13 protein-coding genes and 1 tRNA gene are annotated in these 14,733 nt (G+C 25.8%); 3 read left to right on the top strand and 11 right to left on the bottom strand.

The window, feature by feature from the left end:
* Nucleotides 1-363: 363 nt before the first annotated feature.
* Genes AC07E4_RS11780 through aroC form a run of 4 tightly spaced genes read right to left on the bottom strand, consistent with a single transcriptional unit; the run spans nt 364 to nt 5,283 of the window.
* Nucleotides 364-921, bottom strand: a complete 558-nt coding sequence (locus AC07E4_RS11780) for a lytic transglycosylase domain-containing protein (protein ID WP_040329121.1) — start codon at nt 919-921, stop codon at nt 364-366.
* Complete coding sequence (gene coaE / locus AC07E4_RS11775; RefSeq protein ID WP_040329124.1) at nt 908-1,537, bottom strand: dephospho-CoA kinase; 630 nt, start codon at nt 1,535-1,537, stop codon at nt 908-910. Before coaE ends, AC07E4_RS11780 begins: the two co-directional genes overlap by 14 nt.
* Nucleotides 1,524-4,145: a DNA polymerase I gene (gene polA, locus AC07E4_RS11770; RefSeq protein ID WP_478216491.1), complete on the bottom strand. Its 2,622-nt coding sequence runs from the start codon at nt 4,143-4,145 to the stop codon at nt 1,524-1,526. Before polA ends, coaE begins: the two co-directional genes overlap by 14 nt.
* The gene (gene aroC, locus AC07E4_RS11765) at nt 4,138-5,283 is read right to left on the bottom strand and encodes a chorismate synthase (RefSeq protein WP_478216490.1); all 1,146 of its coding nucleotides are present in this window, start codon (nt 5,281-5,283) and stop codon (nt 4,138-4,140) included. The genes polA and aroC overlap by 8 nt, the downstream gene beginning before the upstream one ends.
* Nucleotides 5,284-5,723: 440 nt before the next feature.
* Here aroC and glsA point away from each other — a divergent pair, with 440 nt between their 5' ends.
* Both glsA and AC07E4_RS11755 read left to right on the top strand, forming a co-directional pair.
* A complete protein-coding gene (gene glsA / locus AC07E4_RS11760; RefSeq protein WP_040329127.1) occupies nt 5,724-6,638 on the top strand; it encodes a glutaminase A in 915 nt (304 codons plus the stop codon).
* Between the two features lie 654 nt (nt 6,639-7,292).
* Nucleotides 7,293-7,374 (top strand) — tRNA-Leu (locus AC07E4_RS11755).
* 742 nt (nt 7,375-8,116) lie between these two features.
* Here AC07E4_RS11755 and AC07E4_RS11750 read toward each other — a convergent pair.
* Nucleotides 8,117-8,866, bottom strand: a complete 750-nt coding sequence (locus AC07E4_RS11750) for a hypothetical protein (RefSeq protein WP_040329128.1) — start codon at nt 8,864-8,866, stop codon at nt 8,117-8,119.
* Nucleotides 8,867-9,052: 186 nt separating this feature from the next.
* Between AC07E4_RS11750 and AC07E4_RS11745 the strand changes: the two genes are divergently transcribed.
* Nucleotides 9,053-9,538, top strand: a complete 486-nt coding sequence (locus AC07E4_RS11745; protein ID WP_040329130.1) for a DUF4883 family protein — start codon at nt 9,053-9,055, stop codon at nt 9,536-9,538.
* A 126-nt stretch (nt 9,539-9,664) separates the two neighbouring features.
* Here the strand turns inward: AC07E4_RS11745 and folK are convergent, their stop codons facing one another.
* From folK to pabB, 6 genes are all read right to left on the bottom strand, one after another.
* Nucleotides 9,665-10,489, bottom strand: a complete 825-nt coding sequence (gene folK / locus AC07E4_RS11740) for a 2-amino-4-hydroxy-6-hydroxymethyldihydropteridine diphosphokinase (RefSeq protein WP_478216489.1) — start codon at nt 10,487-10,489, stop codon at nt 9,665-9,667.
* A 45-nt stretch (nt 10,490-10,534) separates the two neighbouring features.
* Entirely contained in the window at nt 10,535-11,347 is an 813-nt protein-coding gene (folP, locus tag AC07E4_RS11735; protein ID WP_430828838.1) for a dihydropteroate synthase, read from the bottom strand.
* 39 nt (nt 11,348-11,386) lie between these two features.
* Nucleotides 11,387-11,863, bottom strand: coding sequence for an HD domain-containing protein (locus AC07E4_RS11730; protein ID WP_040329134.1), 477 nt, complete (start codon nt 11,861-11,863; stop codon nt 11,387-11,389).
* A 25-nt stretch (nt 11,864-11,888) separates the two neighbouring features.
* A complete protein-coding gene (folE, locus tag AC07E4_RS11725) occupies nt 11,889-12,443 on the bottom strand; it encodes a GTP cyclohydrolase I FolE (protein ID WP_478216572.1) in 555 nt (184 codons plus the stop codon).
* A 145-nt stretch (nt 12,444-12,588) separates the two neighbouring features.
* Entirely contained in the window at nt 12,589-13,329 is a 741-nt protein-coding gene (locus AC07E4_RS11720) for an aminotransferase class IV (RefSeq protein WP_242838431.1), read from the bottom strand.
* 47 nt (nt 13,330-13,376) lie between these two features.
* Nucleotides 13,377-14,732: an aminodeoxychorismate synthase component I gene (gene pabB / locus AC07E4_RS11715; protein ID WP_478216488.1), complete on the bottom strand. Its 1,356-nt coding sequence runs from the start codon at nt 14,730-14,732 to the stop codon at nt 13,377-13,379.
* Nucleotide 14,733 lies beyond the last annotated feature (1 nt).

Below are 14,733 nucleotides of genomic sequence, written 5' to 3'. Positions count from 1 at the left end.
AAGACCTGAACCCAAGGACGAGTTCAGCGACTGCCTAGACAGGACGTCGTGTGAACTAAATTTAGAAATATGCAATTCAAAATATACTAGAATTTAATTACATAGCTCTGAATTCAGTTCACTTATAGCCGTTTAGTCTTGGAAATAAAATGGCAAATTCATTAGAGTATCTTTGAAATTTTTATGAATAACGTTTTAAATAATTTCTGTTTCCGTTACTACTACCATTCTCATTTAATATTTGAATAATTTCATTTTTTAGCTTGGAACCCTATAACATTTATTAGATTTTTAAATTATAAAACCTAAAATAAAACTAGACTATTACACAATTAAAATACTTAACTTTGTAATAGTCTAGTTTTATTTCAAATCATACAATTCTTTATAGATTTTATAATTTCTATTTACTTTTTTTACATATCTTTTTGTTTCATTAAATGGAATTAAGTGTAAATTTTCTCCATCCTTTGAGTATTCATCATTTTTTAACCACTTTTGAACATTTCCTCTACCACCATTGTATGCAGCCATCATGAGCTCAATATTACCATTAAACTCTACACTTAAGTTGTCTAAATACCAACATCCCATTCTTATATTAATTTCTGGATTATATAGCATATCATAAGTTATATCATCCATTCCAATTTGAGAAGCTATCCAATCTGCAGTATCTGGCATTATTTGCATTAATCCATATGCACCTTTATGAGATATTGCATCTTCATCAAAATTACTTTCTGCTTTAATTACAGCTGCAACTAAGTTAGGGTCCACATTATATTTGGTAGAATAAGTCATTATGTATGCCTCATATTTAAGTGGATATATTCTTTTAAGCAAAAAGTCTTTATTTAAAAATATAATAATTACTAAAACAAACAAAATAATTTTTATTAATGCCTTAAATCTCTTCATTTTTCCCCCTCAAATATATTTCAGTTAAAATAGAATCTAATTGAGTTTTAGCAAATTGTATATCTTTACTATTATCAATTATATAATCAGCAAATTTAATTTTTTTCTTTATTGGCAGTTGACTATTTATCCTCTTTTTTACTTCAATTTCACTTTGTAAATCCCTTTTCATAACTCGTTCAATTTGAATTTTTTCATCCACTACTACTAAAACTACAATATCCATATCATATTGTAAATTATTTTCTATCAAAGTTGGTGCATCTACTATACAAATTTTTTCCATATTTTCTTTGCACTTTTTTATTTTATCAAAAATTTCTCTTTTAATATAGGGTATTATTATATTTTCTAAATCTTTTTTAAGTTTTTTACTGGAAAATACATATGCCCCTAATTTTTTTCTGTTTAAAGTTCCATCTTCATAAAAATATTCTTTTCCAAATGCTTGTTCTATTTCTAAAAGAATTTCAGGATAAATACTTAAAACGTCTCTTGAGATTTTATCGGCATCAATAACTGTTATATTTTTTTGTACTAGCATATTGGAAATGGTACTTTTACCACTTCCAATACCTCCAGTAAGTCCAACTACTATAGTTTTATTTGGCGTCATACCAACTATCCCCTATATTTATATCAACTTCTAGGGGAACATCCAAAGTTAATACTTTTTCCATCTCATTTTTCACTAATTCTTTCACTACTTCAAGTTCATCTTTATATACATTTAAAATAAGTTCATCATGAACTTGTAATATAAGTGTACTCTTAAGCTTTCTGTTTTTAAGTTCTTTATATACATTAACCATAGAAAGTTTAATTATATCTGCAGCACTTCCTTGAATTGGTGCATTCATTGCTAGTCTTTTTCCAAGGGCTTTTAATATTTTATTTGAAGACATTATTTCTGGTATAAATCTTCTTCTATTTAAAATAGTTGTTACATAGCTTTTATTCTCTGCTTCACTAATTATGTTATCTATATATTCTTTTACCTTTGGATATCTTGCTAAATAAATATCTATATACTCTTTTGCTTCTTTTCTTGTTATATTCAAATCTTGAGCTAAACTAAAATCACCAATACCATATACAATTCCAAAGTTTACTGCTTTTGCATTGCTTCTCATTTGAGGTGTAACATCTTCTATATTAACATTAAAAACCTCTGAAGCTGTAGTTGTGTGTATATCATTATGTTTTTTGAAAGCATTTATTAAATTTTCATCATCTGCTATATGTGCAAGAACTCTAAGTTCAATTTGAGAATAGTCTGCTGATAATAAAACACTCTCTTCATTATGAGGAATAAATACTTTTCTTATTTTTCTTCCCATTTCATATTTTATAGGTATATTTTGAAGATTAGGTTCTGTACTTGAAAGCCTTCCAGTAGTTGTAACTGTTTGATTAAAACTTGAATGTATTCTTGAATCTGAATCAATAACTGGTTTCAATCCTTCAACATAAGTAGAATATAATTTCGCTAGTTGTCTATAATAAACAATTTTATCTATTATAGGATGTTTATCTTTTAATGCATCTAATACTTCTGCATTAGTTGAATATCCTGTTTTTGTTTTTTTAATAACTGGTAGATCTAACTTTTCAAATAATATTTTTCCTAATTGTTTAGGTGAATTTATATTAAACTCTTCTCCTGCAAGTTCATATATTTCACTAGTGTAATCATCTAATTCTTTCTTAAAACTTACCCCTAATTCATAAAGAGAATCTTTGTCTATTGTAAAACCTTCACATTCCATATTTGATATAGCTTTAGTTAGAGGTTGCTCAACATCATATAGAAGCTCTTCCATATTTAATTCTTCTATCTTTTCTTTTTCTTTTATATATACATCTTCTAATTTAGATAATAATATCATTTGAACTTTATCATCATCTTCTTTGATTTCTTCCATAAGCAAGTTTGAAATTAATGTTTTCAAACTATATTCTGACTTTGATGAATCTATTAAATAAGCTGCTATTTCAGTGTCAAATTTAATACCATTAAGTTCTATACCATCTTTACTTAATGCTGTGTAAAGACTTTTTACTCCATGAGATATCTTATCTATATTCTCATTTTCAAAAAACTTCTTTAATACTTTTACAGTTTTTTCTTTGTCATCTTCTTTTATTTTAGATAACCTAATTAAATAAAGTTGTTCTTTTATCTTTATATATATTTCATTTATATAAATTTTAGAATAAAACTTATCATCTTTTACACTAAAAGTAAAAAACACTTTTTCATTTATTTCACTTAAAATATTTTCTAACTTATCAATATTATCTACAACTTCAAATTCAACATTTTGAGATTTTGCATTTTCTTCACTAGGCATTTCTGATTCTAATCTTGCTATTTGGTTTTTCATTTGAAGTTTATAAAATAATTCTTTTAATCCTTTAATATCATATTCTTTTTTAGATTTTATTTCTTCTAAATTTATTTCAACAGGTGCATTTTTTACTATAGTTGCTAATTTTTTACTAAAAATTGCTTGTTCACTATATTCTAATAAATTTTCTTTAAGTTTTTTACCACTTACTTTATCTAAGTTTTGAAGTAAATTTTCGATACTCTTATATTCCTTTATAAGCTTAAATGCAGTTTTTTCTCCTATACCAGGTACACCTGGTATATTATCTGATTTATCTCCCATAAGCCCTTTAACATCAATAAATTCATCTGGTGTAACTCCAAAATCTTCAATCATTCTATTTCTATCATAAATTTCTTTCTCAGTTACACCTTTTTTATTTATAACTACTTTTATATTGTCAGTAGCAAGCTGTAATGCATCTCTATCTCCTGTAACAATATATACTTCCATACTATTATTTTCTGCAAAGTTTGCTAATGTTCCTATTAAATCATCTGCTTCATATCCATCTAGTTCAAAAATATTTATAGCCATTTTATTAAGCATTTCTCTTACTATAGGAAATTGCATTTTTAATTCATCTGGCATATGCTTTCTTCCTGCTTTATACTCTTCAAAAGCTTCATGTCTAAAAGTTGGCTTTGATCTATCAAAAGTTGTTACTATATAATCTGGCTCTATTTCATCAATCATTTTAAATAACATATTTGAAAAACCATAAATTGCTCCAGTAAATAGCCCTTCCGAATTAGATAAATTTGGCATAGCATAAAATGCTCTGTACATTAGACTATGTCCATCTAAAATAAGTAGTTTTTCCTTACTCACGTATAATCACCTCATTTTTTAAAATCATTTCCTTTAGTTTTTTAAAATCATCATTAGGGTAAACCTTTAATATTTCATTTAATATTTCAAATGCTAATATATTTTCAATTACAATGGATGCAGGTACTACTCCGCAAACATCAGATCGTTCATATCTTGTTGTAACATTTTTTCTATTTTTCAAATCTACTGATTTTATATCTAACTTTACTGATGGTATAGGTTTCATAAAAGCTTTAACTCTTATATTTTCACCATTGGAAACACCAGCCTCAATGCCACCACCACTATTGGACTTTCTTTTTATAGTGTCTTCGTCAAAATATATTTCATCTATATAGTCACTTCCAAGAAACTTTTCTTTGCTTAAAGCATCGCCAATTTCTATACTTTTAATTCCTTGAAGTGACATTATTGCCATACTTAAAATCCCATCTAATTTTCTATCATAATGAGCATAACTTCCAATTCCTAACGGCACACCTTTAATTTCTGCAATTATAGTTCCTCCAACAGTGTTTCCTTGTTTTTTGCATATGTCTATAAGATTTTTTATATCTTTTTCTGTGTCCTTATCAAATACTCTAACTTCACTGTTATTAACTTTATCATATACCCTATCATCAAATAAGTTCATATGTACATCTTCGTATTTTCCTATAGATTGAACTTTACTTCTTATTTCTATATTTAAACCTCTTAATATATCTTTACAAACTGCTCCAACGGCAGTTCTTATTGCGGTTTCTCTCGCTGAAGTCCTCTCAATAGAATTTCTAATATCAGAAGTATTATATTTATAAAATCCAACTAAATCACCATGTCCTGGTCTTGGAATTATAATCTTTTCATCTTCTAATGCATCTCTTTCCATGAATTCTTTCCAATTTTCAAAGTCTCTATTAAAAATTACCAACGTTATGGGATTTCCTGTAGTTATATTCCCTCTTATACCTGACCATATTTCCACTTTATCATTTTCTATCTTCATTCTACTTCCACGGCCATACCCACATTGTCTTCTTTTAAGTTCATTATTAATATAATCTAAATCTATCTTAAAATTAGCTGGAATTCCTTCTAATATTGCCACTAACGCTTTTCCATGTGATTCTCCAGCATCTAAAAATCTTATCATTTTAATATTCCCTTTCTAAAATTTAAAACTTCTAATAAATCATATATTGTAATAGTTTATTATAGCATTCCTACATATTATTAACAATGTTCTATTAAATAATATGTGCCTTTATATTAAATTTAAACAAAATGTACTATTAATGTACTATTTTCGTCGAAATTTTAATTTTCATAATTGTATTAATATACCATATTATAAATTTTATTATATAAATTTATTCATATAATAAAAATCTTTCATTGCAATTTTTTATTCATGTATATTATAATAAGAATGTACGAATTTTCTTAAAGATTTTTTTGTTTATAAATTTCGTACTTGGGAATGCTTTCCATGAAAAGCTATTCATAAGATATTTTTTTGCTTTTATTTTAGTACTACTTAATATTATTAAATTTTTATAAAATACATTACAACAAAGGAGAGTGCACATTCTTATGAAAAGAATTTTAGATAACATAATAAATGATAGTAGAGACTCAGCCAATACAGGAAAAGTTGCAGATTACATACCTGAACTTGCAAAAGCTAACCCGCAAGCTCTAGGAATTTGTGTTACAACTCTTGATGGAAAAGAATATTACGCAGGAGATTACGATACAAAATTCACTATTCAAAGTATTTCAAAAGTTATTACATTAATGGTTGCTATTTTAGAAAATGGAGCTGAGTATGTATTTTCTAAGGTAGGTATGGAACCTACAGAACTTGCATTTAACTCAATAACTAATTTAGAAACAAGCCCTCAAAAGCGCCCATTAAATCCAATGATAAATGCTGGTGCTATTGCAGTCACTTCTTTACTTAATGGAAAAACTCCTGAGGATAAAATTAACACAATCCTTAATTTAACTCGTAAAATTTGTGAAAACGATTCTATCGCTATAAATGAAGAAGTTTACAGAAGTGAAAAAGCTACTGGCAATAGAAATAGAGCTTTAGCATATTATATGAAAAGCAATGGAATTTTTGATGGTGACATAGAGGAAATTTTGGATGTTTATTTCAAAGCTTGCTCTATGGAAGTAACTTGTAGAGATTTAGCAAGAATTGGTGCAATGCTTGCTAATGATGGCGTTCTTATAAGTGGAGAAAGAATTGTTTCAAGAGATATATGTAGAATTATAAAAACTATAATGGTTACTTGTGGTATGTATGATGCTTCTGGTAAATTTGCTGTACATATTGGAATTCCTGCAAAAAGCGGAGTTGGTGGTGGAATAATGGCTGCTGTTCCTAGAAGAATGGGAATAGGTCTTGTAGGTCCAGCACTAGATTCTAAAGGAAATAGTTCTGGCGGTCTTAAAGCTTTAGAATTATTATCTAGAGAATTTGATTTAAGTATATTTTAAATATATAGTTTTTACTAACATCTGTAAAAATCAAAGCAATCACAGTTTTCAATTTTGTAACTGTGATTGTTTTTATATATAGGGTTCCAAGTTCAAATTCAAAGTAATCTCTTTCTTAAATGATACTATTAAGCTTACAATTTATTGCTATTTTTATATTTGAAACCAAGTAAGAGTTAAGAGTGATGGTGAATATCCCGGGGATTGAAATCCCCACTACAATGTTTTATTTGTACTTCAAATAAAATCAGTATAATATTTATCCATAAAAAGTTCATTTTGGAGAATAAATTCCCCATCATAATATTCTTACTAATCATAGTTTTAATAGTAACTATCATTATTACTTTGGATATTTTATAAAGCTAAATTTTTATATTGTGTTTAAATAATTTGCTTTGCAAATCTAATAAAAATTCATTTTTTAAAATTGGATCTCCAATTTTTACATTCACTTTCAACTTTCAATTTTTCATTTTCAATTAAATTAATTAGAATTCCCAAATGAAACAAAAATAATTGTACTTTTCAACTTGTTTCTCTATATAATTATATATATGAAAAATTTTTCATCTAATTTTAAAGGAAAATATTGAAAAGTTATTGATTTTATTATTGCATTATGTTAAAATAATTTTTGTCAGGTTGTGACATGCTAGTGTGGCGGAATGGCAGACGCATTCGACTCAAAATCGAACGGGAAACCGTACGAGTTCGACTCTCGTCACTAGTACCATATAAGATCATGAATTTATATTCATGATCTTATTTTTTTATATAAAATCACTAACTTCCTATAATATATAATTATATAAAAAAATCCCTTGAATAATAGTACTATTTTATAAGTAAATGTTATTAATAACATCCTCTCTCATTTATGTATTATAATTTAATTATTTAAAGTAAATATATTTTTTTCCTTTTTATTAAATTTAAATTTATTTTTATATTTTTTCATCTATTTTGTATCATTTCTTAATACATCCTCATATGTTATATTATCAAAATAAATTTTATCAAAGTAAAAGTAAATTTTTAACATCAAAGTTTAAGCTTAATATTTAACTTGCAAAATTTACTTTTAAATTTATAAAGTGAGGTTTTTTAGAAATGACAAATCAATATAATTTCTATATATGCTCTGATGATGACTGTCAAGGTTGTTCAAATTGCTCAAATAATTGCAACAACAACAATAATAATTGTAACAATTCATGTAATAACAATAATAATTGTAATAACTCATGTAATAATAACTGCTGTGATGATTGTTTTTGGAATCCGTTTTTTTGGTTATTTTTCTGGTAATAGTTTAAAAACTCAATTATAAATTTATTTAAAGTCCTTATAAGTATATATGACATAAACTACTAAAGTTAGTTGTTTAATTTTATAACACCCTATGTATATTTAACATTCTTACCTTATAATTCATAAAAATAGAAGGGCTCCTCCCTTCTATTTTTTGTACAAAGTTAATCTGCATTCTCACTTTTATCATTATTAACTTTTTCTATTTTCTTTGTGCTTTCTTCATCATTATTACTTTTGTTATTCTTCTTAACGAATTCATCATCATTTTCAATTTTATTTATATTAGATTTATTAACCTCTAAATTAATTCTTCTTTCTAATCCGTTTATTCCTTTTGTAAGTTTTCTAATATGTTTGTTTACATATGAATTTTCATTTGAATTTGCTTCTACGTATAGACTTTCACTTTTCCTATTTTTTAAATAACCTAACTCTACCTTTAAATTTGCTTTAGTTGATTTTAATATCTTAGCATTGTCTAAGTGATTATTTGATTCCATTAATTCAATAAGGGAACCTGAAACTATAACACCATCTCTTTCTTCATCCTTGTGTTCATTTTTCACTTTTTCTTTAATTTTATTTTCAGCCTTTTCTCGCTCTTTCTCTTTTTCCATAATTTGAGCATTACAAATTTCTTGTTCTATTTTCATTATTTCTTCATTTACGGATTTTAACTTTTCTTTTAATTCTTCTGGTTCCAGTCCCTTTTCTTGTAATTCTTGTTTTTTCTTCAATAAATTTTCTTTCACTTTGTTTAAATTTTCTATAATGTTATTATTATTTTTAGTATTAATCTTAATAGATTGTGTATTCTTTTGTTCATTGTTCATTTTGTTGTTTTCATTATTATATTTCATACCAAAGCTTGTGTAATTGTTTAAACTTAAATCTACTGACCTAATATTCATAAATCTTCACCTCTATCTATTCTTTCGTATATATCTATCCTAAGTTTATATATCACTTTAAAAACATAACCTTATATTTAAATTTGTAATAAACATGAACTATTTTTCATAAGTTATTATATAATCTTTAGATAAAATATTTTAAAGACTATTAAATAAACTTTACTAAGGAGTTGATTTTTTATTATGTATAAAAGGCTTACTGCTATCATTCTTATATTATTCATAACATTAGGACTTACAGGTTGTTCTTCTGATTTAAAATTTATTTTTAAAAAGGAAAAACTCTCTTATAATTTTTACACTGACCAATTAATTAATTCGTACATAAAAAATCCACCATTAGAAGTATATGTTTTTGATGTAAATATGTACAAGCAAATAAATTTATCTCAAGATCAAAGTTTTGATATATTAAAATTTGTAAATTCTTTAAAACCTGAATATTGTAATCCTGATATAAAAAATTCTATTGGAGATAAAAAATCAATATACAAAGTTTTTATATCTTTTGCAGATACTAAGTATGCTATAAACATATATGATGAAAATTATATCTCCATTTCACCTTGGGATGGTTCATTAGACAAGGATTATGTGGATATGAAGGATATCCCTCTTTCTCTAAATTTATATGGATTATGTAAATACTATGTAGAAAATAACAGATAACTTTAAATTTAATATAGCAGTAGATTTTTTATACTAATGTTCATATTTATGTTATATTTTTAAAAAGTTTAAATTTCTATACAGTAAAGAATCAGCATTATAATTTATAATGCTGATTCTTTATGTTTATTTACTCTTTTGCAATAAATTGTCTCTTAGTTCAACAACTCTCTTATTTAAGATAGGATGTACTTTATATGGTACTATATCACATAAAGGATCTAACACAAAAATCCTTTCTTCCATTCTTGGATGTGGTATTATTATATCTTTTTCGTAACTTACAATATCATCATAAAATATTATATCTAAATCTAAAGTTCTTGGTCCATATTTTATTATTCTTTCTCTTTTCATTTCTAACTCTACATCTAATAAATATCTCATTAATTTTTTAGGACTTAATATAGTTTTTACTTTTATTGCCGTATTCAAAAATTTATCCTGAGCTTCATATCCCCATGGCTCTGTTTCATAATAATTTGCTATTTCCAATATTTTTGTATGATTAGAATTATTTATAGAACTAAATGCATCTAATATATTTTTCTTTTTATCTCCCATATTGCTTCCTACAGCTATTATAGCTTCATGCCAAGTTCTTTCCATTTTTATTGAGACATAGTCTAAGTGTTTTTTTACCGGAGCCCATGGCTTCTTAAGTTCTAATCTTACAGTTTTTATTTCATCATATTTAAACATTATAAATTTAATTAATTCTTCACTTGCTTTTTCTATAAGATCATAACTTTTTCTTGTAAATTCTTTCTCTATTTCATCACATAATATACCATAGTGTACTGTATTATTTAAATCATCATCATTACCAGCTTTGCTTAAATCTAAATCAACTTCCATAGTTAAAATAAATTTTTGTCCTAAACTCTTTTCTTCCTCAAAATATCCATGGTTCGCAAAAACCTCTAAATCCTTTATATATATTTTGTCCATTCAAACACCTCTTGCTAATTGTCTTGTCATTTTATAATTTTTCTACTATTTACATTTTAGTATAGCTTCTGTCATCATAGCAGTACGTTTATTAGCTTTAACATCATGAACTCTAACAAATTCACACCCGCTCATAATTCCCATAACAGTAGTTACCATAGTACCTTCTACTCTATCTTTAGGTTCTTCTATATTTAAAGCTTTCCCTATAAATGATTTTCTTGATGTTCCCAATAAAACTGGATAACCCATTTCTTTTATTTTTTTAAGATTTTTCATAACTACAAGATTATCTTCATAAGTTTTAGCAAATCCTATACCTGGATCTAAAATTATATTTTCTTTTTTTACACCATTTTTTATTGCTATATCTATGCTTTTTTGTAAATCCACAATCATATCTTCTATTATATCATTGTAATTCTTATCTTCTCTATTATGCATTAAGCAACATGGCACATTATATTTTCCTGCAACTTCTGCAATGTATTCATCTTTCTTAAATCCCCAAACATCATTTATAAGCGATGCTCCATTTTTTATTGCTTCTTCTGCAACTTTTCCCTTATATGTATCTACCGAAATTGGAATGTCACTAACTTCTCTTATCGCTTTTATAATCGGTATAACTCTTTCAAGTTCTTCTTCTAAACCTACTGATTTATGTCCTGGTCTTGTAGATTCTCCACCTATGTCTATTATGTCTACACCTTCTTCAATCATCTCTAATGCCCTTTTAACAGCGTTTTCTATGGTATTATAATTTCCTCCATCCGAAAATGAATCTGGAGTTACATTAAGTATACCCATTATTATAGTTCTTTCATCTAAATCAAAATTTTTCTTTTCAATTTTCATTATTCTAGTCAAATCACTCACCCCTATAAAAATTTCTCATTAATATTTAATTATAAAATTTTTCTTTTTTTTATCCCAATAACAATCTAGTTCGCTTTTACATGCAAAGCACATTCTAGATAGTTTATCACTTTTATAAAGAATTTCTCCTAATTCACTTTTGCTTTCTTCTTTTCTATGAAATTTTATAGCATTTAAAATCATATCTATATCTTCATCACAATAATTACATTCCTTTAGTATTATCTTTCCTAAAATTAAACTTCCTTCTTCATGTGGAATATTTTCTTCATATTGAAGTACTCTTCCCAAATCATGCAAAAGTGCTGCACCATATATTATTTCTTTATCTATCTTTAAATTATTTTCTAAAACCATAATATATGCAATTCTAGCTACATCTAAAGAATGCTCTATACCATGTTTGCAAAAAACTCTATTTTTCTCAAGTTCTTGTAATTTTTTTAAATTTTTTTTAAAAGTTTCGTTATTAATTATAAGTTCTATTTTTTTCATAATATTTTAGTCCTTGTTTTATATATTAAAATTTAATTAAAGATATAATTTGATTTTGCATATCTATATTATCTCTTAAAATTCCCCTTCCAACTATAGTAGTTGTTTTAGTTCCAGGTTTTTTAATTCCTCTCATAGTCATGCACATATGTTCTGCTTCAATTATTACAAGAACTCCTTTTGTATCCAAATTTTCCATTATAGCTTCTGCTATCTGTGCTGTTAATCTTTCTTGTAATTGTGGTCTTTTAGCAAATACCTCTACTGTTCTTGCAAGTTTACTAAGTCCAGTCACTTTACCATTAGGTATATACGCTATATGTGCTTTCCCGTAAAAAGGTATAAAATGATGTTCACACATAGAATAAAATGTAATATCCTTTTCTATAACTATATCATCATTTTCTACTGTAAAAACTTTTTCTAAATGTTTCTTTGGATTTTCTTCTAATCCACCAAATATTTCTTCATACATTCTAGCAATTCTATTAGGTGTTTCTAAAAGCCCTTCTCTATTGGGATCCTCACCTATAGCTTCTATAATCATAGTTACTGCTTTTTCAATTTTTTCCTTATCTATCATATTAAACACTTCCATTTCTATAGTTGTATTAACATTTGTAGGTCATTTTTAATCTTATATTATAATTTTTTACCTAATTATAGTGTTATAAGTTTATTTTAGTTGCAACTAAATTGTCAATTAAAATACTTTAAGTTATGTTTTATAAAAATTTAAGATAAAATTCTCTAATTTCATTTATTAAAGGACTTTCTTTCATTTTTGTCTTTTCTATTTCTGAAACTTTCATAACTCCCATTAAACTATTAGTTAAAAATACTCCATCTGCATTTAACACTTCTTCTTTTGTTAAATTTTTTTGTATAATCCTGTACCCTATAGTTTCTATGTTATCTATCAAAAATCCTCTTATTATTCCTGGTAAAATTCCACAATTAACTTTTGGAGTATAAATTATATCATCTTTTATTATAAATATATTTGATACTGAACCCTCAGCTAAAAAACCATTTGTGTTTAAAAATATGCTTTCATCAAATCCATCTTTTTTAGCATCTTCTTTTGCTATAATATTTTCTAAATAATTTAATGATTTAACATATGTTAAAGTAGAATATTCATTTTTTCTTATCTTGCTAAATTTTATTTTAAATCCATCTTCATAATTTTTTTCCAAATATCCAATATCTCTAACTTTATATACAACATTGTCACTTGAAACCATGATTTTTAGTGCTTTATTTCTAATATCTAGTTCTTTTATTTTGCTAATTACATCTTCTATCCTTAATTCATTATCCACATTTAAAGTTTTCAGCGAATAATTTAATCTATTGATATGTTCTTCTAAAAATATAGGTTTATCTTTTATAAGTATTGTCTCAAAGCATCCTCTTCCAAATATAAATCCATCATCTAAAATTATTTTACTTCTGCTTTCCAAAAAACTCACACTCTCTTCTTATATAATCTATATAATTATACAATTTTTTAACTTAACGCTCTCATTAAAGCTTTAGCTTTATCTATAGTTTCTTCATATTCCATTTCTTCATTAGACTCAAAAGTAATTCCTCCACCTACTCCAAAATATGCTTTATTATCTTTTATGAATATAGTTCTTATAGCTATATTTAAATCTACATTACCATCTAACCCTAAATATCCAATTGCACCAGTATATATATTTCTTTTAACCTTTTCAATTTCATCTATTATTTCCATTGACCTTATTTTTGGTGCACCAGTTATTGATCCCCCTGGGAAAGTTGCTTTTATTAAATCTATGCTTGAACACTCATTTTTTAGTTTTCCAATTACTGTGGATACTAAATGAAATACAGTACTATATTCTTCTAGCTTAAATAATTCTGTAACCTTTACTGAATTTTTTTCACAAACTTTACTTAAATCATTTCTTTCTAAATCTACTATCATTAAAAGTTCTGACTTATCTTTTTCACTTTCTAAAAGTTCAGTTTTAAATTTAAAATCTTCTTCATCATTACCCCCACGAGGTCTAGTTCCCTTTATAGGTCTAGTTTCTACTATCCCTTCTTTAACACTTAAGAATCGTTCTGGTGATGATGATAAAATTTTAAAATCATTTAAATTCATATATGATGCAAAAGGTGCTGGATTTATAGTTCTCAATTTTTCATATATTTCAAAAGCATCTTTTTCTATTTCTTTTTGAAACCTTTGTGTTAAATTAGTTATATAAATATCACCATTTCTTATATACTCTCTAACCTTTGAAACCGCTTCTATGTATTCATCTTTTCCAAAGTTTGATTTAAAATCATCAACATTATATTGTAACATTGAAAAATCCTTTTTCTTAACTTTTTTACCATTATTAATAAGTTGTTCTATATTGTCAATGCTCCTCATTTCATCACATAATTTTCCAAGTGCTGTTATTGTACATTTTCTTTTTAAATTATCAAATATAATTATATTATCATAGAAATTAAAGTAACACTCTGGAATCACAACATCTTCCACTGCTATTTCATTTATTTCTTCTATATTCTTAAGTAAATTATAAGAGAAATATCCCATTGCACCACCTATAAAAGGAAAGTCTGTTTTATTTTCAATTTTATCCTCTAAAAATATTTTATCTAATTCTTTAAAACAATCACCCTTGAAAGTTTTCCCATTTATATTGCATATATCATCTTTATACATAAATGTCTTATATGGATTTAATCCTATAAATGAATATCTCCCTAAACTTTCAAAATCTCTACCACTATCTAAAAATATAACCTCATTATATTCTTTGAATATGTTGAAAACTTCAAAAGGATTTAAACTACACTCTATCTCTTTTATATACATT

It is taken from the genome of Clostridium amazonense, assembly GCF_056431285.1.
Note: the sequence above shows the minus strand (reverse complement) of the source record. Positions and strands in the feature narration are given on the sequence as shown.